This window comes from Methylocaldum gracile (assembly GCF_053646815.1).
The window spans coordinates 3,413,322-3,433,761 of record NZ_CM132196.1; the positions used below are offsets into that span (position 1 = coordinate 3,413,322).

Here is a 20,440-nt window from a genome sequence, read left to right on the forward strand (position 1 = left end):
GTTTTTCATCTAAAGCCTACCGAGAATAGGGTTTTTTGACCGATATTCGGATCGAAGCCGCTTGTTATCTTTGTTACGAAATCCGGCCGGTTTGAATGTTTTTGTAGTGAACGTGACAAACAGGCGAGCCTCCGCTCGAACCGACGCCTCGGAATCGGGAGAGCCGCCGAGCGAAAGTCCAGACAAGGCTTGGATTTCATTGGCCTCGATACTGCGTTTCGGTACCGAAGAAGAACCTGCGAATGTCGGGCAAGCCCCTTGCATCGAACCATTCGGGCCGACTTTGTTGAAAACCCGACAAATCCCTCCGCCACGCTCGGCGAAATTTTAATTTAGAACTCAAAGCCTTACGAACATTCATTGCATTGGTACGGGCCTTGCTAAGTCCTAGGTAACCCGGCAAAACCGACCGCTCGGGGCGAGCGGCCCGGCTTTTTGTTGAAAGCGAACCCGGAGAAACCAATGCCCACGAAACTACCGATTTATCTCGACTATTCGGCGACGACCCCGGTTGATCCGCGCGTGGCGGAAAAAATGATTCCCTTTCTGACCGAAGAGTTCGGCAATCCGGCCAGCCGCTCCCATAGCTTCGGCTGGACCGCCGAAAAGGCGGTGGAAGACGCCCGGGCCGAGGTAGCGAAGCTGGTCAACGCCGATCCCAAGGAAATCGTTTGGACCTCCGGCGCGACCGAGTCGGACAACCTGGCGATCAAAGGCGCGGCTTATTTTTACCAGACCAAGGGACGCCATCTCATCACCGTCAAGACCGAACACAAGGCGGTGCTCGATACCATGCGGGAACTGGAAGCCCAGGGTTTCGAGGTAACCTACCTCGACCCCATGCCCAACGGCCTCCTCGATCTGGACGCATTTCGCGCGGCGATACGTCCCGACACCATCGTCGCCTCGGTGATGCACGTCAACAACGAGATCGGCGTGATTCAGGACATCGCCGCCATCGGCGCCATCTGCCGAGAGAAGGGCGTGATTTTCCACGTCGACGCGGCGCAATCCACCGGCAAGGTCGAAATCGACCTCGCCAAGCTGCCGGTCGACCTGATGTCGTTTTCCGCTCACAAGACCTACGGCCCCAAGGGGATCGGCGCGCTCTACGTGCGGCGCCAGCCGCGGGTGCGCCTGAAGGCGATGATGCACGGCGGCGGCCACGAGCGGGGTCTGCGTTCCGGCACCCTGGCCACCCACCAGATCGTCGGCATGGGCGAAGCGTTCCGTCTGGCCCGCGAGGATATGGCGGAGGAAACGAAGCGCATAGGCCGCCTTCGGGACAAGCTGCTCGCTGCCGTAAAGAATATCGAGGAGGTTTATATCAACGGCGACCTCGAACAGCGGATACCGCATAACCTCAACATCAGCTTCAACTACGTGGAAGGCGAATCCCTGATGATGGCGCTCAAGGATCTCGCCGTATCCAGCGGTTCCGCCTGCACCTCCGCCAGCCTCGAACCCTCCTACGTTCTCCGGGCGCTCGGACGCAGCGACGAGCTGGCGCACAGTTCCATCCGGTTCACCCTTGGCCGCTACACCACCGAGGAGGAAGTGGATTTCGCGATCTCCCTGATCAAGGAAAAAGTCGATCGACTGCGCGACCTGTCTCCGTTGTGGGAGATGTACAAGGAAGGCATCGATCTCAACTCGGTTCAATGGGCCGCCGCGCATTAAGCGGATATCGTCAATCATTCACCAATTGGAGACCACCATGGCGTACAACGAAAAAGTTATCGATCACTACGAAAATCCCCGCAACGTCGGCTCCTTCGGCAAAGAGGAAGAAGGCGTAGGCACCGGCGTGGTCGGCGCGCCCGCTTGCGGCGACGTGATGAAACTGCAAATCAAGGTCAACGACGAAGGCGTGATCGAAGACGCGAAGTTCAAAACCTACGGCTGCGGCTCGGCAATCGCCTCCAGCTCATTGGTGACCGAGTGGGTCAAGGGCAAGACCGTCGAGGAGGCGCTGGCCATCAAGAACACCGAGATCGCCGAGGCCCTGGCCCTGCCGCCGGTAAAAATCCACTGCTCGGTTCTCGCCGAGGATGCGATCAAGGCCGCCGTCAACGATTACCGGGCGAAAAGCGGCACGGACGAAGCCGGCTACGACGTCTGCAAATCCGCTGCGTAAAACGAGGAGAGCATTATGAGTGCCATGGTTGACATTCAGGACCTGACCCCTCCCCCTTCTCCCGTCATCTTCAGCAGCAACGCGGCCGCCAAGGTCAGCGAACTGATCGCCGAAGAAGGCAATCCCGACCTGAAGCTTAGGGTCTATGTCTCCGGGGGCGGCTGTTCCGGCTTTCAGTACGGTTTTTCCTTCGAGGAAGTCATCGCCGATGACGACACCACGGTCGAAACCGACGGGGTGATCCTCATGGTCGACCCCGCCAGCCTGCAATATCTGGCCGGCGCCGAGATCGATTATCAGGAAGGGCTGGAAGGATCGCGCTTCGTGATCAAGAACCCCAACGCCGCTTCGACGTGCAGCTGCGGCAGCTCGTTCTCGGTCGGCGGCTCCGGCTGCTCGTCCCAGTAAATCTTCGGCGACAAACGGGAGTTCAGATTATGGCAGTAACCTTGACCGAAAAAGCGGCGCGCCAGGTGCAGAAACACCTGGCCGCCCGCGGCACGGGTCTGGGGCTTAGGGTGGCCGTCAAAACCTCCGGGTGTTCCGGCCTCGCTTACGCCCTGGAGTTCGTCGACGAATCCGCTCCGGAAGATTGCACTTTTGAAAGTTTCGGCGTCACTTTGCTGGTCGACCCGAAAAGCTTGGCCTATCTCGACGGAACCGAGCTGGATTACGTGCGCGAAGGCCTGAACGAAGGTTTCAAGTTCAACAATCCCAACGTTAAGGCCGAGTGCGGTTGCGGCGAGAGTTTCAACGTTTGATCAAGGTGTGACCATGACCCCGGAGGCGACCCGCAATTATTTCGAGTTGTTCCAACTGCCGCCCCTGTTCCAGCTCGATCTGGACCAGCTCGATCGTCAGTATCGGGAGATGCAGGCCCGCGTGCATCCCGACAAGGCGGCGCACCTGAGCGACACGGAAAAGCGTCTGTTCCTGCAATGGGCGACGCTCGCCAACGAGGCCTACAGCACCTTGAAACGCCCCTTGGACCGGGCGCGCTATCTGCTCCGGATTCACGGCGTCGACACGCGGGAAGAAGACAATACGGCAATGCCGGCGGAGTTTCTGCTGGAACAAATCGAGTGGCGCGAGGAGCTGCATGCCGCGATGGCCCTCAAGAGCCTTACGGCACTCGATAGCCTGGCAGCGCGCCTGAGAACGGAGATGAACAGCTTGCTGGGCTCGCTCGCCACTCTGCTCGATGTGGAACGGCGTCATCCGGCGGCGGCGGACGTGGTCCGCCAGCTCGCCTTTCTCGAGAAGCTCGGTCGCGATATCGATCAAGCCCAAACCGAATTGGAGGAATGATGCTGCTGCAAATTTCCGAACCCGGCATCAAAGCCCCTAAACCGCGGCGTATTGCGGTGGGGATCGACCTCGGCACCACCCATTCTCTGGTCGCCACGGTCAACGATCAGGGCCCGCAGGTACTCGAAGACGGACAGGGCCGCGTCCTGCTGCCTTCGGTGGTGCACTACCGTGCCGATCGCGCGGTGGATGTCGGCCATGACGCCATGGCGTGGCAGAACGATGATCCCGAGAACACTTTCGTATCGGTGAAACGCTTTATGGGCCGCGGCCGCGACGATCTGCCGGAACGGCACGGCGCCCCTTATCGATTTGCCGATACGCCCGGCATGGTGCAGTTCGAAACTCAGGCAGGAACGGTGAGTCCGGTCCAGGTTTCGGCGGAAATTCTCAAAGCCCTGCGCGAGCGGGCAATCCAGGCCCTGGGCGACGAAATCGCCGGCGCGGTGATCACGGTCCCCGCCTATTTCGACGATGCCCAGCGCCAAGCGACCAAGGATGCCGCGAAACTCGCCGGCCTCGAAGTGTTCCGCCTGTTGAACGAGCCCACCGCGGCCGCCGTGGCGTATGGACTCGATCAGGCCGCCGAAGGCGTCTACGCGGTTTATGATCTCGGCGGCGGCACCTTCGATATTTCAATACTCAAACTCACCCGGGGCGTCTTCGAAGTGCTGGCGACCAACGGCGATCCGGCGCTGGGCGGGGACGATTTCGACCGGGCCGTTTATGACTGGCTGCTCAGGGAAACCGCCACCCCGGCCCCGACTGCCGGCGACGCGCGCAGGCTGCTGACCGCGGCACGTGCGGCCAAGGAACGCCTCTCCGAACAATCCACAGCGCAAATTTCCACGCCGCTGTCCAACGGCTCCGTGGTGAAGTGCAGCCTGTCGCGGGAAACCTTCGATGCGCTGACCGAAGATCTGGTAAAGCGAAGCATGGCGCCGGTCCGCAAGGCGCTCCGCGATGCCGGCCTGTCGATCGGCGACATCAAGGGCGTCGTCCTGGTGGGCGGAGCCACCCGCATGCCCTGCATCCGCAAGGCCGTGGCGGATTTCTTTCAGCAGCAGCCGCTCGTAGATCTGGACCCGGACAAGGTGGTAGCCATCGGCGCCGCCCTGCAGGCCAACGCCCTGGCCGGAAACCGTGGCGATGACGACTGGCTGTTGCTCGACGTGATTCCGCTCTCGCTGGGCATCGAGACCATGGGCGGACTGACCGAAAAGATCATTCCCAGGAACTCCACCCTGCCGCTGGCGCGCGCCCAGGAATTCACCACCTGGAAGGACGGGCAGACCGCCATGAGCATCCATGTGGTACAGGGCGAACGCGAACTGGTCAGCGAATGCCGCTCGCTGGCGCGCTTCGAGCTGCGCGGCATCCCTCCGATGGTGGCGGGCGCGGCCCGGGTCCGGGTGACATTCCAGGTGGACGCCGACGGTCTCTTGAGCGTATCGGCCGCCGAGCAGACCAGCGGGGTCGAGGCCAAGATCGAGGTCAAGCCGTCCTATGGTCTGAACGATGCCGATATCACCCGTATGATCGAGGACTCTTACAAACACGCTCAGGACGACATCGAGGCGCGGCGCCTGCGCGAACAGAAAGTCGAGGCGCTCCGCCTGCTCGAGGCGACCGAAGCGGCCTTGGCCGAAGATTCCGAACTTCTGTCCGCGGACGAGCTCGCGATCATTACCGAGGGGATGCAGGTCCTAAAACAAGCCGTCGACGGCACCGATTGGGAGGCAATCAAGAAAGCCGCCGATGCACTCAACGAGGCGAGCACCGAGTTCGCCGGACGGCGCATGGACCACAGCATCAAGAAGGCATTGGCCGGACAGAAACTCGAAGAATTGGACGCATGACTATGAACACGCGGCAATTCTCATTTTTCCTAAAAACCCGCGTTTTCGTAGGGTGGGTTAGACGCGCATCACCTCGGAGCCGATCGATGTCCATGAAGCCTCACGCGCGTCGTAACCCACCGTTCGAGGTGCGACGCCGGCATGGAGGGTTAGGGCGCGCGGGGAGGTCTGTGCGAAATGGAAACGCCGCGTCTGTGCGCGCCTAATTTACTCTACATAAAGGAAGAAGAGATGAGCACACGCACCGACAACTGCCACGTCAGAGGTAGTACATGACCATGCCGAACATCACCATCCTCCCTCATTCCGAACTCTGCCCGGAAGGTGCGGTCGTACCTGCCCGCAGAGGACAGACCATCTGCGAAGCGCTGCTCGACGCCGGCATCGAAATCGAGCACGCCTGCGAACACGCCTGCGCCTGCTCGACCTGCCACGTCATCGTGCGGGAAGGCTACTCGACGCTGGATAGCGCCGACGAGAACGAGGAAGACATGCTGGACCGCGCCTGGGGGCTTGAGCCTCATTCCAGGCTGGCTTGCCAGGCTTTCGTCACCGGCGCCGATCTGACCATCGAGATTCCGCGCTACAGCCGCAATCTGGCGAAGGAAAAGAAGGCCTGACGATGGAATCCAGGAAGGTCGTCATCAACGATACCACTCTGCGCGACGGCGAACAGACCGCCGGGGTCGCCTTCAACTGGGAGGAGAAGCTCGCCATCGCTAGCGCCCTGGCCGCCGCCGGTGTTCCCGAAATGGAAGTCGGCATCCCGACGATGGGACCGGAAGAACGCGAGATCATCGCCGCCATTGCGGCGCTCGACCTGCCCTCGCGGCTGATGGTCTGGGGCCGGATGTGCGAGGCCGATCTGGAAGCGGCTACCGGCTGCGGGGCGCATCTGGTCAATTTGTCGATTCCGGTATCGGATATCCAGTTGCGCCATAAGGTCGGCCGCGATCGCGACTGGGCTATCGCGACGATAAGCCGTGTCGTGCCACGCGCGCTGGCTACCGGCATGGATGTTTGCGTGGGCGCCGAGGACGCCTCGCGCGCCGACCCCGAATTTCTGCTGCGGGTCGCGGAAACCGCCCAGCGGGCGGGTGCGAGGCGCATCCGCTTTGCCGACACCCTGGGGATACTCGACCCGATTGCCACCTTCGAACGTATCCGGCGGCTGGTCGACGCCGTGGATCTCGAAGTCGAGATGCATGCCCACAACGATTTCGGCCTCGCCACCGCCAATACCCTGGTTGCGATCCAGGCGGGCGCCAGCCATGTCAACACCACGGTCAACGGCCTCGGCGAACGCGCCGGCAATGCCGCCCTCGAAGAGACGGTCATGGCCCTGCACCAGTTGTATCAGTTGCCCACCGGCATCGATGTCAGCCGATTCGGAGCGATTTCCGAGCTCGTCGCCAAAGCGTCGGGACGTCCGGTAGCGCCCAACAAGAGCATCGTCGGCGAGGCCGTGTTTACCCACGAGGCGGGCATACACGTCGATGGCATCCTCAAGAACGTACTCAATTATCAGGGCGTAAATCCCAAGGATCTCGGGCGCGAACACCGCCTGGTGCTTGGCAAGCATTCGGGAACGCACGGCGTCATCCAGCGCTTTCGCGACCTCGGGATAGAGCTGACCGAAATCGCCGCCGCCCAGCTTCTGCGCAGAATCCGCCTGCATGCGAATCAAACCAAGCGCGCGCCGAGCACGGCCGAGCTCATGAGTTTTTATCGGGAAACGGCGGCGTCGGAACCCATCCCCGCCCTGCCCGGCCTGCCCGATGCGCTTACGATCCGAAATCAACCTTAGAAAGGCATCTCCATGAATCCGGTACTGCAACGCATAGAAGGTTTCTCCGCGGCCGAGGAGTTCTTCGATTTTTTCGGCATTCCGTATCAAGCCGACGTCGTGAACGTCAACCGCCTGCACATCCTGAAGCGCTTCAACCAATACCTTGCCAGATCACCGATCCCGGACGACCTGGACGAAGCTTCGGCCTGGAACATCTGCAAGGAATATCTGACCCGCGCACATGATGATTTCGTGACCTCGAACGCGGCCCAGGAAAAAGTGTTCAAGGTCTTTCAGGATCAGGACGGCAAGAGCATTTCGCTGGAGAGCATGAAGGCCAGCCTTTCGACCCGGAAACGAGAGGCTAGCGACGGCAAGCCCGGCACCATCTAAAAACGAATCCGTTTGATCTTGCTACGAGGAATAAAGAATGGCTAAACCCGAAAAACACGTGTTCGTCTGCGCCCAATCGAGACCTCCCGGACATCCGCGCGGATCTTGCGCGCAATTGGGCTGCGCGGCGGTGCTCCAGACCTTCGCCCAGCAATTCGAGGCCGGCCAGCTCCACGGAAAATTCCAGCTGACCAGCACCGGCTGTCTCGGCGCGTGCGACTTGGGGCCCACCGTCATCGTTTACCCCGATGCCGTGATGTACACCAAGGTCAAGCCGGAAGACGTGGGCGAGATCGTCAGCGAGCACCTGCAAAAAGGCGAACCCGTGGAACGCCTGTTAGCACCCGCGGCGGTTTGGTCTTGAGGAATCCCGATCGTGGAGCGCGGAACAGCCATGCGTGAAGTCTTTTATGCCGGCGACGTGCCGCCCAAGGTCGGCGGCCTGCTCGAGGAAGCCATGAGCGCCTATGCCGACACGGCGCGAGCCGAAGCGCTGTTGCAGCAGGCGCGGCAAGAGGCGCCCGAAGCTCTGCCGGTGTATTTCTCGCTCTACAAATTCTATTTCTACAAGGGCCGGCTGGCGGACGCCGAGGAAGCGGCGCGCTCGGCCTTGAAAACCGCCGCGCGTCAAGGCGGCTTTCCGGAAAGCTATGCGAGCCTGACCCCGGAAACTGCGGACTGGACCCTGCACAACAGTCCCCAGCATTTCTACCTTTTTTCGCTCAAGGCGCTGGCCTTCATCCGCTTGCGCCAGGGCGATGCTCGCGGCTGCGAGGAAATACTCGGTAAATTGAGGGAACTGGACTCCGCCGACACGGTCGGCGGCTCGGTGATCGGCTCCCTCGCCGCGGGATTGTAATCCGTCATGGAAGATCCGACCCACTCAATCTCCGTGACGTATTGAATTTTCAATCCACAAAAAACAAGACGAGGTAATCACATGTCGACTCTGACCATAATGCCATCCGGAAAAACCGTCGAGGTCCAGGAAGGGATGAGCCTTTTGGAGGCGATACTGGCGGCCGGCGAAGAAATCATGCACAAGTGCGGCGGCAACGCCGAGTGCGGCAGCTGCCACATCTTCGTGCAAGCCGGCAAAAAGGGGGTATCCAGGACCGCTGCTCCGGAGCACGCGAAACTGGACACGATCGTGGGCGTGGGCTCCAAATCCCGCCTGGCGTGCCAAGCCAAGGTTCTGGGGACGGAAGACATCACCGTCGAGTTGCTGGGCTTTGCGTCCGGATTTTGAGATCCGGCCGTCATAATCGTGGCGGGTGCGACAAATTCGCACCTGCCGGCAGACCTAATTCCAAATTCCAAATCGCTTTCAATTAAGGAATTCATTTTTGTAGGGTGGGTTAGGCCGCAAGGCCGTAACCCACCGAGCAACCTCGAATCGGTGGGTTACGCTTCGCTAACCCACCCTACGATTAATGTTCACTCGAATGCCCAACGGAATAAGCCGATTGATTAACTAATGAGAGGATCAGCAATGAGCATCGAAAATACCATCCGCGAACAGATCGCGACCCATCCGGTCCTCCTCTACATGAAAGGGGTACCCGATATGCCGCAATGCGGTTTTTCCGCCAAGGCCGTTGCGGCACTTCAGTCCACCGGCGTTCCCTTCGCTTACGTCAATGTGCTCCAGGCGCCTTCGATCCGGGAGAAGCTGCCCAGCATCTCGGAGTGGCCCACCTTTCCCCAATTGTTCGTGAACGGCGAACTCGTCGGCGGCAGCGATATCGTTGCGGAAATCGCGCAGAAGGGCGAGCTCAAGCCCATGCTGGAAAAAGCCGTCGCCGGCAAAAAAGCGGACTGATCGCCATGGAGATCGCGGAAGTCCGTAGCCTGATCGAAACCGGCCTGCCCGATTGCCAACTCTCGGTTGAAGGCGAAGGCTGTAATTTCTCGATCGTGATCATCGGGGAGGCTTTCGAAGGCTTATCGCCGGTCCGGCGTCAGCAAAAAGTTCTGGCAACCGTCAAAGAACCCCTGGCAAGCGGCGCGTTGCACGCCATCAGCATGAAGGTCTATACGCCTTCCGAATGGCAGCGGGAACAGCAAGGCGGAACGGGCGCCGCGCCTAACGCTCCGTCTACGGAGTGAGGCTGCGGGATGGTTTTTGATTGACTGACGAGAGATCGATCTATGCCGATTTACGACTTTCATTGCAAGCAATGTGACAAAACCTTCGAATTACTGGTGAGCCTGTCCGCCGTTCCGTCCTGTCCGGAGTGCGGGGCACAGACCTTGGAAAAACTACCTTCACTGACGGCCCCTCAAGGCAAAACGGCCGGCCTGGTGTCGAAGGCCCGAGCGCAAGCCGCGCGGGAAGGCCATTTCAGCAACTACTCCGCTTCCGAGCGTCCGCGCATCAAGTCGTAGCGATAAGTCATCGATACAGAAATTCCGAATCTCAGGATAAAACCGCCATGGCTACTTATATCAAAACCACAGAAGACGGCCGCAAGGTTGAGGTCATCGGTATGGCCATCTGTCTCGAAGGCAAGAAGGAGGCCGACCGACTGATTCCGATCCACGAGCACCCGAACTGGGCAGCCATACTAAAGGCCGTGCCGGACGCCACCCATATCGCAGGCCGCTTGCCGCTGACGGCGGAAGAAGCCGCCACCGCCCAAGCCGCGCTGGACGAGGCGAAGGCCGCTTACGAATCCAGCCCGCTAGGAATCGCGGAACGCATACGCATGGCACAAAGAAACGCTATCGCAAACCGGGATTGAGATTTTGTAGGTCAGCAATTCCTTGCCGACGAATGTACTCGATGGGCACGCTATGCTTTGCCCATCCTGCGGCTATAAATCATCTGACCCGCATAGGATGCGGGCTCCAACGATGTGATAGAAGAGTCGCGGAAGATACAACGGAATCACTCCATTACGGCGGATTGTTTGGCTGGATTCTCAGTCTTGCGGCCGGTTCCTTTCGGTTGATCGGAAAAGCGCCAGACGGGAAAATGGCGGAACGCTCATGCCGGCAAACCATGCAAACCCGTCGCGGCAGCGACGAACGGGTGTTGGCGGGCAGGCTGACGCGGGAAACCGCCTAAACTTTGTTCCAAGCTCTGATTAAGTCCTTCGACAGGCTCAGGACGAACGGTAACGTATTGGTTCCGTTCGCGGTGAGCCCTTCGACTCGGCTCAGGACAGGCTTGTCGAACGCTCTCCTGAGCCTGTCGAAGGGGCATGAACGGAATCCACTTGTTCAGAGCTTCCTTAAACGAATGTATTCGGACTCCGTAAGTTCGTCCGCGGTGTCCGTTTGCTTTCATGCCCCTCGCCGCTCGGCAGGGCGCTAGGCGATACAGTGGGGACAACAGGGGGAAGATGTGATGAACAACATTGGTCGAGCTGAGCTTCTAGTAGTTTCTTTGGCCCTTTCCCTAGGAATCGCTGTTGGCGGCTACTTTGTCAGCCAAACGTTGTATAACGCCAAGGTCGGCATTAACACCGCGGAGGTGAAGGGCCTAGCCGAGAGGCGGGTCGAGGCGGATCGGGCCTATTGGAAGATCCAGTACACCGTATCCGGAAGCGGAACGACCCCGGTGTCAAAACTCTACCTGATTAGCGACGAAGTTCAGTACAGGCTCACATAGTGAGCCGCTAGGGTCCTTAGACTATGGGCATCTATCACAAGCGGGGTGTCCCATGCCTATGAACCGGGTGCAATTTCAAAAGGGTTTGTCGTTGGCCGAGTTTCTGACGCAATACGGCAGTGAAGCGCAGTGCGAAGCGGCACTGGAGGCCCTGCGCTGGCCGGACGGTTTCCGCTGTCCGGTCTGCGGCGGCGCGCGCCACACGGTGTTCGAACGGACCGGGCGGAAATACTGGCAATGCGGACACTGCCGGAGCCAAACGACGCTGATCGCCGGGACGATCTTCCAAGCGACCAAGCTGCCGCTGACCACCTGGTTTCTGGCCATGTATCTCCTGACCCAGGCCAAGAACAATGTCTCGGCACTGGAACTGATGCGCCATCTCGGGGTGTGTTATCGCACGGCATGGCTGGTGAAGCACAAGTTGATCCAGGTGATGGCGGAACGGGAAACGGATCGGCAGCTGGCCGGGCGGGTCGAGATCGACGATGCCTACCTGGGCGGTGAGCGGCCGGGGAAACCGGGGCGTGGCTCCGAAAACAAGTTGGCCTTTGTGATGGCGGTACAAACCACGGACGACGGGCGTCCGTTGTTCCTGCGCGTCGATCCCCTGCCGTTCACGCAGCAGGCTATCGCGGACTGGGCCAAACGCGCCTTGGCCCCGTCGACCTACGCACTCACCGATGGCCTGAGCGGGTTTCGGAGGCTGCACCAGGTCGTCGCTTGCCATCATCGCCTGATCCTGGGCTCTGGGCGGCAGTCGGCGCAACATCCGGAGTTTCATTGGGTAAATACGATGTTGAGCAACCTGAAGACAGCCATTTCCGGCACCTATCACGCGTTCAAATTCGAGAAATACGCCCAGCGGTACCTGGCCGAGTTCCAATACCGCTTCAATCGGCGTTTCAATCTCAAAACCCTGCTTCAACGGCTGGCGCGCGCCGCGGCGTTCGCTAAGCCTCGACCCGAGTGGCAAATTCGCTTGGCTGAAGTTCATCGCTAATCAGGAAACTCTATGAACAGTCGGAAGCTGATCAGTCGCGGATCGTGTCGCTGCTCCTGGAAAGCGGTTTTGAGAAGTCGGAAGTTTCGCCCGGTGTCATTGACTACGAGAAAAAAGAGTTCCGGGACGACAAGCAACAGCTTGTCGAAGAGAAACATGTGCTTGTCGGATCGATTGACGTCGAAACCGGCAAAGTTCGTTTGGTTTCGGAAGCGAGATCGAAGCTAAACAGGCTAATAGCCCAGGGCATTGATATACAGAACAACGCGCCGGCCTATCACTTCACGAAGCTAAACGAGATAAAGCCAGCCATGGTAAAGGAAGCGACTACAAACGCTCGTATTGCCGCGAACGAGTTCGCGGCCGATGCCGGAGTCAAGGTTGGCGGCATAAGGGACGCGCAGCAGGGTGGCTTCATTATTCGTGATGTCGGTGAGGAGTACGGCGACACCAAGAGCATTGAGAAAGAGGTCCGGCTCGTTACGACCATCACCTTCTATCTCACAGATTAGCTCGCGTAGGGCGCATTCGGTGGAATGGCGGTTCCGGCGGTGCGCCTGGAGGGTCGTTCTGGTGCTCCCAATCGCAAACGGCCTGGCCGGGAGCGCCGGCCAGCCCCTCCCCGGACAACCGTTTGTGATTGGAATACGGGAGTACCCTACTCCGCTCTACGCGGGCTGTTCACGCCATCGCTCAGGCAGCCCGCTGATCCCGTCCAGCACGCCGGGGGCGCCGTCGGCGGAACGGATCTTCCTCGGGATCGTGGCGACGGGATCGCATTTCCAGTCGATTTGCCGCTACTCGGCCTTCACGACACGAACAAGCGGCTTTCGAAGCGCCTCACCGCGACCAACATGGCCTTGACCGCTGCGCGCGCCACCTCATCTCGGTACAGGCTGCTCTTGCTCGCCGACCGCATCTTGAATTCGTAGGTCGCCCAGATCGCACCGGAATCAACCTGGTCCGCGGCCTCCACCGCGGTGAGGCCCCTTATGCGTTTCCTCGTTCAGAATCGCCCAATCGAGCGAATTGCCGCCACGGTCACCGACGATTCCGGGATGGAGGATGATGCACGTGTACCGTTTCCAAATGTCGCGGGGAATGACCGACCTGGGCGAGCATCGGACATAGCACCAGGTCGGGCTGGAACTGATGAACCGCCTGGCGCATCGCCTCCGCTGTCGTCGCGGCCGCAATGCCGTAACCCACCAGGCAACCGACTGGATACCCGATCGATATCGGATGACTACTTGCGGTAAGTGCTGTATACGTAATCCGACTGCTTCTGGGGTACATGGCAAGAAAAACATTCGTTCTTCGCGTCCTTGACCACTCTTTCCTGGGTATCTCCTTTGAATCCCTCGAAACCCCATCCTCCGGTTTCCTTGAACTTCTCGGAATCCTTCTCCATTACCCCAAGAACTTTTCGGTCACCCTCCACGATGGCATTGTTCTCGCTCTTGGCCTCGAGGAGATCGAAAATCAGCACTGAACCATCGGGATAGATATCGCCCTTGGTCATGGCCTTCAGTGCCTCGTCATTGGCATAGATATGATGAATTCCGCCGAAGGAATCATAGAGAGGATGCCCTTGCTGGATCACCATTGACTTTACGCGAGTCCAGTCTCGATAAGCTTCGGGATACTTGACCTTAGCCTCCTCCGACCATGTAGTGCCCGCCAGGAACAGGTTAAGGGTGATTCCGATGGACACGATCCTGACTATACGTTTCTTCATCGCTTTACCTCCCAGTAAGTTAATGCCCGTCTAATGCAAGATCTAAGTACATTCCGTAAACTTTTACGGAATCTCGACAGATTAGTTTGATTGGCGGGTTTCTCCTGTAGTGGTGCCTATGCCGCAAGACTTCCCTGAATGTACTTAGAGCGTTTTCCGTCCCGGTGTACGGATTCGTTCCTGGAGGGGAGAGCGTAGGTCGGCAATCCCTTCCCAATCGCAAACGGTCGCTTTAGTCGCGACCCTTCCAATCGCAAACGGTCGCTTTAGTCGCGACCCTTCCAATCGCAAACGGCATCTCTGGGAGCGCCAGAGCTGCCCTTCCGACAACGCCCTTCGCCGAGCCGATACGTCGGCAAGGGATTGCCGACCTACATATCCGAATCCCTTACACCGACTCGGAAAACGCTCTAGCCGCAGGGGAAGCCGTCGTTCAGATAAGCCGCTGCGCGGCGGTTTCTCTTCGGCCGGTACCCACTGGGCCATCTCCGCCGTCAGCAGGCCCGCCGACAAACTCCCATTTCGTCATGATTTGTGCTCCTGTCGGGGGTTGCGTCCTGCGGCTTTTTCAACCCGAACAGAAGACTTCTCATTCCCGTGAGCCTGACGCAAAAACGCTCTAATGCGACTGCGTTTTCCGCTGGGTCAGGTACCGGAGACACTGTCCAAGCCTATCGAAGCCGAATTTCCTGTAGCCGCCGTTCTTGCATTCGCCCGCGGCGGATGGGAAGGCGCGTTCGAAAGCGCCGATGTCGCAAAAGTCGTCACCGGGCCGCGCCCGGCTGACCCCGCGCTGATCGGTCACGACTCCGGCGGAAACGCCGTCGGTCGTACCTTCGCAGCCCAGAGGATTGCCGTTCACGTCGTGAATGAAGGCAATCCGATTCAGCGCTATGCTGTCCCTTCGAAGCGCGTGGGTCAGCGTCGGCCCGCCATTGTCCTCAAGGGGACCGAGCTTGGGATCGCCGATCAGCGGGGGATTCGAATAGCTCGGGTCAAAACACCCGCCGTCCTCGATCAGATTTTGCCCGCTGAAGGCGGTGCGCGTGGTGCCGGGGGCGCTCACACAATCGCCGCCGGTGTTATCGGCAAGAATCGAATTGATCACGGTGCTTCTGTCGATAAAGATGCGGTGCTCTCCGCTGTCGCGGTATACGCCTCCGCCAAGCTCAGCGACGTTATCGGAAACGGTGGTGTTGATGAGCGTTAATTCGGTTACCGGCTGCTCATCGCTGCTATCGCTGGGTATCACGTGAATGCCGCCTCCCGTAGTCTTGGTATTTCCGTTTCCGGACACGGTACTGTTCACGAGCGTGGCGTGAAGACCGGCAACTTCGACGCCACCACCGGTATTGCCGGCGAGGGTGCTGCGGGTCACGGAGAGCACCCCTCGTCTCTCATAAAATGGAAGGCCGCCAAGGGCCGAGACACCACGATCCGCATTATGAGCGACGGTGCTGTCCGTCAAATGAATGTCGGTAGCGTATCCTCCGATGCCGCGGCCGCCATTGCTCTCGATCACGCTGTTCGTGAGCCGCATCGAGGCAAAGCGCGCCGAGATGCCATCGCCGCTGTTGTCGGTAATACGGCTATTCACCAGCTCAAGCTCCGGCGGACACTCGATGCCGAGGGTCGCAACCTTCAACGAAATGCCGGTTTGGCCATGTTTCAGCACAACGTCATTCAGCATGACGATCGGCGGGGGCATAAAGATGCCCTCGCCACAGAGCGCAAAAAGCGTGAGCAGGTCGAATTCCGGGGTATCCGGATCGCGCGAGCGTGCGATCGAATGACCGTGGCCGTTGATCGTGATGCGGGTTTGAACACTCTCAGCACAAGGATCGGGCTCCGGACTGCAGTAGCTCCTCACCTCGGGCAAGGCTTCCGCCAGGATGACGTCGCCGGTGAGTTCAATGATGTCGGTATCGTCCTCGGAACCCGCGGGGCAGCCGCCGGTGCTGATATTGTTATCGGCCGCGACGATGGCATCGGCCAAGGTGCAAGCCACGCCGTTGGCGTCAATCGCACCCACCGTGAGGGTGGTCGCCTCGGCGGACTCTACTGTCGAACCGAACAGCGCCGCGAAAAGCAGCAAATGTCTACGAGGAACTCTGCTGAAGCCGAAAGCAGTCATGTATTGATCCTCCTTGTTCATACGGAAATCCTGCACGCCGGATAGCCGAAATCTGTTTCTCGAAACAAAAACCGGGCACCTGTCGCATCAGAGACAAACGGTATCCGGAACGTGACACCCTGGACTAAGAGACGTAACCGGAAGGGGCCCAAAAGGGTTTTACAACAGTCGCCGGCGTACAGGACAGACCGGCTCGAAACCAGGCGCCGTAAACGGCCGCTACGAACTTAGACTATACATCGGAACCCAAAATGCTCCAGTCCGCAATTTTCCCCATGCTGCCGCAACTTTGTAGACCGAAATAAGCCCGCGTAGGATGCGCTGAGGCACGAAGCGCATCGTTCGAGTTAAGCGAACCACCCAAATCTGTACAAAACGCCGGATATCACAAACAGCACTGAAACCGCCGTTACAGGAATGATATGGAACGCAAGAGAATTTAAATTTGAAGCGCTCAGATTCGGTATTACTCGCAGCCTAGCGTCGGCCGCCAACAGGGCTGTAATCAGCAACAAAGATAATTTTACCCATAGCAACTTAACCGCAGGATTCGCCCAATCAAAGATCTGCGAAACCTCTGGTATGAGAAAACTTGCCAGATATAAACCGGATACTATTTGGACGATTAAGGCTGGAATCCCTATCTTTTCGTAACCGGATTCAAACCGGCGAATATAGTTTAAATCCTTATGTTTCAACACATCAGGCAATACTGCAACCGAAAGGACTATATGACCTCCGGTCCAAACCGTTGCGCCGATAACATGAATCAATATCGCCAGTTCGTACATAATGGTCTTATTGATAGCCTAACATTCAGTTCTCATTCGGCGGAATACGCGAGTACGCTATTCCGCCCTACGAACTAATAACGCCTTAACTTCACAGCTTCGAGTTGAGGTGAGAAGGGTTGGTGTTAGGCGGATCATACCGCATGCGCGACAAACGTCGTTCGTCGGAAGCGACAGGGGCGCTGAAAGAGCGAAGTACGACTGCCGAGCTCAGCCGCGTCGGGAAAGGATTCCCGACCTACTTGACGATGTTGATCCGTCGGCAATCCCTTGCCGACAGTTCTGTTCTATCGCTCAGGAAACCGCGATCCGAATGTCCACGGCGCGGCTTAGCCAACCCACGGTAACGGCTCTGAAGGCTGCTTCCTCGGCCTGATCCCAGATGACGCAGAGCAAGGCTTCGTCACGGTTGAGCAACTCATCCTTTTCGAGCTTTTCGATCGCCGCGGCGCAATCCAGCGGATCGACGCCGTTGCGCTCGAACACCTCCACGGCCGCCCGAATGCCATCGGCAATCTCTTCCGGGGACGCCAGTTTCGCGTGCTCGCCTTCTATCGTGATGGTTCGTTGGGGTATCGTTTCTTGTCTGATCGTGCTTTGCATTTGACCACCTAACTTTATTAGCCGAAATAATTCCAAATCGTTTTCAATTAAGGAATTCATTTTTGTAGGGTGGGTTAGCCGAGCGTAACCCACCGCCCCTTCGACTTGGCTCAGGACAGGTCCGAGGCCGCTCGGTGGGTTGTGGCCTGGCGGCCTAACCCATCCTACGATCAATGTCCACTCGAATGCCGAATGGAATAAAACCTCAACTATCCCGGCGCATTACTGCACCGCCGGTGCGGCCTTAGGTTCCGGCGGCGGCGGATTGGCGCAATGGGATGCGTGATGATGGACGATGCGGATCTCGTCCCTCTCGATCGCGAACGTATTGTTGGCGACCAGCAGCGCTCCCTGAATTTCTTCGTAGCACACCACCGTGGCGACGGTGCCGTAGACAAAGGCTCTGGCGTAATGCGGAGTTACCGTGCCGGTCGCCGGATTCCGGAAAATACGCCGCCAGCTTTCGATGATGGCGGCATGTTCGGTCAGCACCGGCCAGCCGGGATGAATGCAGAGCACCGGCCACTCCCGCGCCCACAAGCGCTCCATGGCGTCGAGATCGCGCTGGGAAAACGCGTGATAGAAGGCTTCGTTGGCAAACAGCACAGCCGTGGCATCCATCGAGCCTGGTATCCCTAGCCTCATTCGTTCATATCGGGAAACAGGATAACCTCGTCCGGCAGCTCGTTTCCGTTTTCCTGCAAATGCAGGCCGCCGACAAGAGCGTAGCCGGCATCGCCTTCGTAAAGCACGACCGCGTTTTTCGGCATTTCTAGCAAGGCAGTTATCAGTTGTTCGACCGTCATAAATCGTCCGAAATGGCTTCCATGGCGATGAGCTGCTCGCGCAGGGCCATGTGTGCGTAAAACCCGTCCCGTCCGTCATAGAGCGGGTCTCCATACAGCGCCGCTACCGCGGCGTTATCGGACAGATACACGCGGCAGGCTTTCCGTTCGTGGGCGACGGCGGCGGCGCAAGCCTCGAGTTCCGATACCGGCTCGGCCTGCCAGAGACCGGGGCTCAGAAGAAAATCGGCCCGGTACAGAACGGTGTCCCAGCCGTGGCGGTCCGCATCGTCGAAAACGGCCGGCTGCGCCGCCCGGGCGCCGGGTGAGTCGGGCGCAAGGCTTGCCGCTTCGAGACGCTGGCGCGGGCTCAGCGCGGCGAAGACCGTGGTGTCTCCGGATTCTTTCGCGGCCCGGACCTTGCGGACGAAATCGTCCCGGTCGAATGCGAACCACGCGGACGCCCGGCCTTCATGGGGAATTTCGACGATATAGATCATGGCTTTCTGAACCTTGAAAAGCGTTTTGTTCCGAGCACGCCTCGCTGCCCTTTCGCCTGAAATTAAACCAACGCACTCATGCGCAGTCGGCCAGCTCCGGAGCCGCGGTGCGTGCCACGATTCGGGCGTTGACCGTAAGCGCGAATTCGCGCCAAGCGGCGGCCAGATCCCTGCGGATGGTCTGCACGTAATCGGGCGACGGATCGTGCTCTACCGGAAAGTTGGACAGGGCGCACGAGCTGCGATTGAAGCGCAGCGCCTCGTCGATCAGCGCATCGTTGAATCCCGTGAACGGCGCAAGAATCGGAGGGGTGAGGTCCGACCGGCCGGCGACGACAGCCACCGAGCCCCCTTCGAGAGGCAGTTCATCGAGTTGCCGCAAGGCTTCGCGGTAAATGTCCTCCACCGTCTCCAACAGTGAGAGTTGAGTCAATTGATCCCGTTGCTGGGTGGAGAGATGGCGGTGCAGGCTCCGCTGGTAATGCTCGAGGGCGGCGGGCCTTTGACCGCTCACCCATTCGCGGAAGCGCGCGAGGCTGTTGGAGTTGGTCGAGTTGACCGGAACTTCCGCCAACTGCCGCTGAATCCGCGCGGCGGCCTCCAGTGCGCCTTCCATATAGCCGCCGCCGTAGCGGGCGGTTTCCGAAGCGCCGAACAAAAGCTTTCCGTCCCAGTACGCCCGGCTCAGGACAGGATTATCGTATTCCGGGTGCTGATCCGGCGGCACGAGGTCCAGTCGGCTACAGGTGAACGGTTCCGTCGCCCAATCCTGATAATGCTGTTCGCCCAGCTCCGCCTCCGAGCCGAAGAATTGGACCAACTGGCTCCGGATCAGCATCGGCATGCCCACTCTAAACGCCTCGCGCTGCTCCGGCGACAGCGCGACGAAGCCTCCCAGGGCGGCCTTCTCTCCGGTGGCGTCGCAGGCGTCGAAAATCTCGCCGAGTACCGCCTGCTCATGCCGGGCGAAACCGTTGCCGGACAAGCCCGCCTCGCGCCAAAAGGGGCGAGCGAAGGCCGCCATGGCCTTGGCCTCTCCGGCCATCCAGGTGGGCGTTTCCCGCATCGCCCGGCGCAGTTCGTCGTCGAGCGCGGGTTCCATCCGGACCTGCTCCTCCAGCACACGGGGCGGAATGGCGAGTACGGCCCGGCGAGCTTCGACTACCGATAAGGCATTGCCGCAGCGAAAATGGAGAGCGACGCGATCGCCCCGCTCTTCCACGGCAATAAGCGCCTGTTCCAGGCGCAGCCGGCTTTCGGGAATCCGGTCCACGAGGGCATGCACCAAAGCCGCCATGCCGCCTTCCAATCGCATGGCGCCGTTATGGACCGGAGCACTGCCCAGGGATTCGAGCTTGCCGTCCGCGTTCTTGAGGCCGAGGACATCGTCCTGGTCGTGCTGGGCGAAGGAGGCGAGTCCCAGATCGGCCACCAGGCGCGAGATGCGCGGATGGATGTCCGGCCAGAACCAGGTCGGACCTAAGTCCAGCGCCATCCCGGATGTCGTCGAGGGCACCGAGAGAATGCGCCCGCCCAGGCGAGAGCGAGCCTCGAACAGGAGATAGGATCGCCCTTGGCGCTCCAGATCGGCGGCCAGCGCCAAGCCGCACAATCCGCCTCCGACTATGACCGTATCCAGCATGACATCACCTCTCTCTTCAATCCGTACATCGGCAAGATCGCCGACTTATGAGCCCTCGTAACGTAGGTCGGGAATCCTTTCCCGACGCAGAGGGCCGACCAACCGTTTCCGTCGGCAAGGGATTGCCGACCTACGCCGCCGC

The 20,440-nt window shown here is 59.5% G+C and carries 27 protein-coding genes; 19 read left to right on the forward strand and 8 right to left on the reverse strand.

The annotated features are described in order from the left end of the window. Positions 1-462: 462 nt before the first annotated feature. The 19 genes from ACWJJK_RS14965 to ACWJJK_RS15055 all read left to right on the forward strand — a co-directional run bounded on the left by ACWJJK_RS14965 (position 463) and on the right by ACWJJK_RS15055 (position 12,617). Positions 463-1,680 (forward strand): IscS subfamily cysteine desulfurase, encoded by a 1,218-nt coding sequence (locus ACWJJK_RS14965; protein ID WP_086135392.1) that lies wholly within the window; start codon positions 463-465, stop codon positions 1,678-1,680. 37 nt (positions 1,681-1,717) lie between these two features. After that, positions 1,718-2,137: a Fe-S cluster assembly scaffold IscU gene (iscU, locus tag ACWJJK_RS14970; protein WP_077729100.1), complete on the forward strand. Its 420-nt coding sequence runs from the start codon at positions 1,718-1,720 to the stop codon at positions 2,135-2,137. A gap of 24 nt (positions 2,138-2,161) precedes the next feature. Next, a complete protein-coding gene (erpA, locus tag ACWJJK_RS14975; RefSeq protein WP_240502434.1) occupies positions 2,162-2,545 on the forward strand; it encodes an iron-sulfur cluster insertion protein ErpA in 384 nt (127 codons plus the stop codon). A 29-nt stretch (positions 2,546-2,574) separates the two neighbouring features. Then, positions 2,575-2,898 (forward strand): iron-sulfur cluster assembly protein IscA, encoded by a 324-nt coding sequence (gene iscA / locus ACWJJK_RS14980; RefSeq protein WP_077729098.1) that lies wholly within the window; start codon positions 2,575-2,577, stop codon positions 2,896-2,898. A 13-nt stretch (positions 2,899-2,911) separates the two neighbouring features. Further along, the gene (hscB, locus tag ACWJJK_RS14985; RefSeq protein WP_077729097.1) at positions 2,912-3,445 is read left to right on the forward strand and encodes a Fe-S protein assembly co-chaperone HscB; all 534 of its coding nucleotides are present in this window, start codon (positions 2,912-2,914) and stop codon (positions 3,443-3,445) included. Continuing rightward, a complete protein-coding gene (gene hscA, locus ACWJJK_RS14990) occupies positions 3,442-5,304 on the forward strand; it encodes a Fe-S protein assembly chaperone HscA (protein ID WP_168175360.1) in 1,863 nt (620 codons plus the stop codon). Before hscB ends, hscA begins: the two co-directional genes overlap by 4 nt. Before the next feature lie 272 nt (positions 5,305-5,576). Further along, entirely contained in the window at positions 5,577-5,924 is a 348-nt protein-coding gene (gene fdx / locus ACWJJK_RS14995) for an ISC system 2Fe-2S type ferredoxin (RefSeq protein WP_434101703.1), read from the forward strand. Between the two features lie 2 nt (positions 5,925-5,926). Then, complete coding sequence (nifV, locus tag ACWJJK_RS15000) at positions 5,927-7,111, forward strand: homocitrate synthase (RefSeq protein ID WP_077729095.1); 1,185 nt, start codon at positions 5,927-5,929, stop codon at positions 7,109-7,111. Positions 7,112-7,123: 12 nt separating this feature from the next. Continuing rightward, a complete protein-coding gene (gene nifW / locus ACWJJK_RS15005; RefSeq protein WP_077729094.1) occupies positions 7,124-7,486 on the forward strand; it encodes a nitrogenase-stabilizing/protective protein NifW in 363 nt (120 codons plus the stop codon). Between the two features lie 37 nt (positions 7,487-7,523). Continuing rightward, a complete protein-coding gene (locus ACWJJK_RS15010; protein WP_077729093.1) occupies positions 7,524-7,850 on the forward strand; it encodes a (2Fe-2S) ferredoxin domain-containing protein in 327 nt (108 codons plus the stop codon). 30 nt (positions 7,851-7,880) lie between these two features. Further along, positions 7,881-8,345 (forward strand): hypothetical protein, encoded by a 465-nt coding sequence (locus tag ACWJJK_RS15015; RefSeq protein ID WP_077729092.1) that lies wholly within the window; start codon positions 7,881-7,883, stop codon positions 8,343-8,345. Between the two features lie 81 nt (positions 8,346-8,426). Beyond that, positions 8,427-8,735 (forward strand): 2Fe-2S iron-sulfur cluster-binding protein, encoded by a 309-nt coding sequence (locus tag ACWJJK_RS15020; RefSeq protein WP_077729091.1) that lies wholly within the window; start codon positions 8,427-8,429, stop codon positions 8,733-8,735. A gap of 243 nt (positions 8,736-8,978) precedes the next feature. After that, a complete protein-coding gene (gene grxD / locus ACWJJK_RS15025; protein ID WP_086135390.1) occupies positions 8,979-9,308 on the forward strand; it encodes a Grx4 family monothiol glutaredoxin in 330 nt (109 codons plus the stop codon). 5 nt (positions 9,309-9,313) lie between these two features. Beyond that, a complete protein-coding gene (locus ACWJJK_RS15030) occupies positions 9,314-9,595 on the forward strand; it encodes a BolA/IbaG family iron-sulfur metabolism protein (protein ID WP_133716889.1) in 282 nt (93 codons plus the stop codon). Between the two features lie 42 nt (positions 9,596-9,637). After that, on the forward strand, positions 9,638-9,874 hold the full coding sequence (locus ACWJJK_RS15035; RefSeq protein ID WP_077729088.1) for an FmdB family zinc ribbon protein: 237 nt from the start codon (positions 9,638-9,640) through the stop codon (positions 9,872-9,874). Positions 9,875-9,921: 47 nt separating this feature from the next. Next, the gene (locus ACWJJK_RS15040) at positions 9,922-10,230 is read left to right on the forward strand and encodes a hypothetical protein (protein ID WP_077729087.1); all 309 of its coding nucleotides are present in this window, start codon (positions 9,922-9,924) and stop codon (positions 10,228-10,230) included. A gap of 608 nt (positions 10,231-10,838) precedes the next feature. Beyond that, positions 10,839-11,102: a hypothetical protein gene (locus ACWJJK_RS15045; protein ID WP_454128247.1), complete on the forward strand. Its 264-nt coding sequence runs from the start codon at positions 10,839-10,841 to the stop codon at positions 11,100-11,102. 52 nt (positions 11,103-11,154) lie between these two features. Further along, positions 11,155-12,105 carry an IS1595 family transposase gene (locus ACWJJK_RS15050; RefSeq protein ID WP_156882071.1) on the forward strand — a complete coding sequence of 317 codons (951 nt, stop codon included), beginning with the start codon at positions 11,155-11,157 and terminating at the stop codon, positions 12,103-12,105. After that, positions 12,105-12,617 carry an SIMPL domain-containing protein gene (locus ACWJJK_RS15055; RefSeq protein WP_454129048.1) on the forward strand — a complete coding sequence of 171 codons (513 nt, stop codon included), beginning with the start codon at positions 12,105-12,107 and terminating at the stop codon, positions 12,615-12,617. Before ACWJJK_RS15050 ends, ACWJJK_RS15055 begins: the two co-directional genes overlap by 1 nt. 734 nt (positions 12,618-13,351) lie before the next feature. On the opposite strand, the gene ACWJJK_RS15060 is transcribed toward ACWJJK_RS15055, so the two are convergent. From ACWJJK_RS15060 to ACWJJK_RS15095, 8 genes are all read right to left on the reverse strand, one after another. Beyond that, a complete protein-coding gene (locus ACWJJK_RS15060; protein ID WP_143735089.1) occupies positions 13,352-13,843 on the reverse strand; it encodes a cytochrome P460 family protein in 492 nt (163 codons plus the stop codon). Between the two features lie 619 nt (positions 13,844-14,462). After that, positions 14,463-15,998, reverse strand: a complete 1,536-nt coding sequence (locus ACWJJK_RS15065) for a choice-of-anchor Q domain-containing protein (protein ID WP_454128248.1) — start codon at positions 15,996-15,998, stop codon at positions 14,463-14,465. 326 nt (positions 15,999-16,324) lie between these two features. Then, on the reverse strand, positions 16,325-16,768 hold the full coding sequence (locus ACWJJK_RS15070; protein WP_454128249.1) for a CopD family protein: 444 nt from the start codon (positions 16,766-16,768) through the stop codon (positions 16,325-16,327). Positions 16,769-17,062: 294 nt separating this feature from the next. After that, entirely contained in the window at positions 17,063-17,371 is a 309-nt protein-coding gene (locus tag ACWJJK_RS15075; RefSeq protein ID WP_086135384.1) for a hypothetical protein, read from the reverse strand. A gap of 222 nt (positions 17,372-17,593) precedes the next feature. Continuing rightward, the gene (locus tag ACWJJK_RS15080) at positions 17,594-17,992 is read right to left on the reverse strand and encodes a nuclear transport factor 2 family protein (RefSeq protein ID WP_454128250.1); all 399 of its coding nucleotides are present in this window, start codon (positions 17,990-17,992) and stop codon (positions 17,594-17,596) included. A gap of 20 nt (positions 17,993-18,012) precedes the next feature. After that, on the reverse strand, positions 18,013-18,177 hold the full coding sequence (locus tag ACWJJK_RS15085) for a hypothetical protein (RefSeq protein WP_166642633.1): 165 nt from the start codon (positions 18,175-18,177) through the stop codon (positions 18,013-18,015). Continuing rightward, positions 18,174-18,656 carry a hypothetical protein gene (locus ACWJJK_RS15090; protein ID WP_086135382.1) on the reverse strand — a complete coding sequence of 161 codons (483 nt, stop codon included), beginning with the start codon at positions 18,654-18,656 and terminating at the stop codon, positions 18,174-18,176. Before ACWJJK_RS15090 ends, ACWJJK_RS15085 begins: the two co-directional genes overlap by 4 nt. 76 nt (positions 18,657-18,732) lie before the next feature. Next, a complete protein-coding gene (locus tag ACWJJK_RS15095) occupies positions 18,733-20,298 on the reverse strand; it encodes a flavin monoamine oxidase family protein (RefSeq protein ID WP_347259152.1) in 1,566 nt (521 codons plus the stop codon). Positions 20,299-20,440 lie beyond the last annotated feature (142 nt).

What these genes read in the sequence shown, in the direction of transcription:
- ACWJJK_RS15070 (WP_454128249.1), bottom strand. Translation starts at nt 16,768, where the DNA reads ATGTACGAACTGGCGATATTGATTCATGTTATCGGCGCAACGGTTTGG.
- iscA (WP_077729098.1), top strand. Translation starts at nt 2,575, where the DNA reads ATGGCAGTAACCTTGACCGAAAAAGCGGCGCGCCAGGTGCAGAAACAC.
- ACWJJK_RS15010 (WP_077729093.1), top strand. Translation starts at nt 7,524, where the DNA reads ATGGCTAAACCCGAAAAACACGTGTTCGTCTGCGCCCAATCGAGACCT.
- ACWJJK_RS15095 (WP_347259152.1), bottom strand. Translation starts at nt 20,298, where the DNA reads ATGCTGGATACGGTCATAGTCGGAGGCGGATTGTGCGGCTTGGCGCTG.
- ACWJJK_RS15045 (WP_454128247.1), top strand. Translation starts at nt 10,839, where the DNA reads ATGAACAACATTGGTCGAGCTGAGCTTCTAGTAGTTTCTTTGGCCCTT.
- ACWJJK_RS14965 (WP_086135392.1), top strand. Translation starts at nt 463, where the DNA reads ATGCCCACGAAACTACCGATTTATCTCGACTATTCGGCGACGACCCCG.
- ACWJJK_RS15015 (WP_077729092.1), top strand. Translation starts at nt 7,881, where the DNA reads ATGCGTGAAGTCTTTTATGCCGGCGACGTGCCGCCCAAGGTCGGCGGC.
- nifW (WP_077729094.1), top strand. Translation starts at nt 7,124, where the DNA reads ATGAATCCGGTACTGCAACGCATAGAAGGTTTCTCCGCGGCCGAGGAG.
- ACWJJK_RS15065 (WP_454128248.1), bottom strand. Translation starts at nt 15,998, where the DNA reads ATGAACAAGGAGGATCAATACATGACTGCTTTCGGCTTCAGCAGAGTT.
- hscA (WP_168175360.1), top strand. Translation starts at nt 3,442, where the DNA reads ATGATGCTGCTGCAAATTTCCGAACCCGGCATCAAAGCCCCTAAACCG.
- ACWJJK_RS15035 (WP_077729088.1), top strand. Translation starts at nt 9,638, where the DNA reads ATGCCGATTTACGACTTTCATTGCAAGCAATGTGACAAAACCTTCGAA.
- fdx (WP_434101703.1), top strand. Translation starts at nt 5,577, where the DNA reads ATGACCATGCCGAACATCACCATCCTCCCTCATTCCGAACTCTGCCCG.
- hscB (WP_077729097.1), top strand. Translation starts at nt 2,912, where the DNA reads ATGACCCCGGAGGCGACCCGCAATTATTTCGAGTTGTTCCAACTGCCG.
- ACWJJK_RS15075 (WP_086135384.1), bottom strand. Translation starts at nt 17,371, where the DNA reads ATGCAAAGCACGATCAGACAAGAAACGATACCCCAACGAACCATCACG.
- ACWJJK_RS15080 (WP_454128250.1), bottom strand. Translation starts at nt 17,992, where the DNA reads ATGGATGCCACGGCTGTGCTGTTTGCCAACGAAGCCTTCTATCACGCG.
- grxD (WP_086135390.1), top strand. Translation starts at nt 8,979, where the DNA reads ATGAGCATCGAAAATACCATCCGCGAACAGATCGCGACCCATCCGGTC.
- ACWJJK_RS15030 (WP_133716889.1), top strand. Translation starts at nt 9,314, where the DNA reads ATGGAGATCGCGGAAGTCCGTAGCCTGATCGAAACCGGCCTGCCCGAT.
- ACWJJK_RS15040 (WP_077729087.1), top strand. Translation starts at nt 9,922, where the DNA reads ATGGCTACTTATATCAAAACCACAGAAGACGGCCGCAAGGTTGAGGTC.
- ACWJJK_RS15050 (WP_156882071.1), top strand. Translation starts at nt 11,155, where the DNA reads ATGCCTATGAACCGGGTGCAATTTCAAAAGGGTTTGTCGTTGGCCGAG.
- nifV (WP_077729095.1), top strand. Translation starts at nt 5,927, where the DNA reads ATGGAATCCAGGAAGGTCGTCATCAACGATACCACTCTGCGCGACGGC.
- ACWJJK_RS15085 (WP_166642633.1), bottom strand. Translation starts at nt 18,177, where the DNA reads ATGACGGTCGAACAACTGATAACTGCCTTGCTAGAAATGCCGAAAAAC.
- ACWJJK_RS15090 (WP_086135382.1), bottom strand. Translation starts at nt 18,656, where the DNA reads ATGATCTATATCGTCGAAATTCCCCATGAAGGCCGGGCGTCCGCGTGG.
- iscU (WP_077729100.1), top strand. Translation starts at nt 1,718, where the DNA reads ATGGCGTACAACGAAAAAGTTATCGATCACTACGAAAATCCCCGCAAC.
- ACWJJK_RS15020 (WP_077729091.1), top strand. Translation starts at nt 8,427, where the DNA reads ATGTCGACTCTGACCATAATGCCATCCGGAAAAACCGTCGAGGTCCAG.
- erpA (WP_240502434.1), top strand. Translation starts at nt 2,162, where the DNA reads ATGGTTGACATTCAGGACCTGACCCCTCCCCCTTCTCCCGTCATCTTC.
- ACWJJK_RS15060 (WP_143735089.1), bottom strand. Translation starts at nt 13,843, where the DNA reads ATGAAGAAACGTATAGTCAGGATCGTGTCCATCGGAATCACCCTTAAC.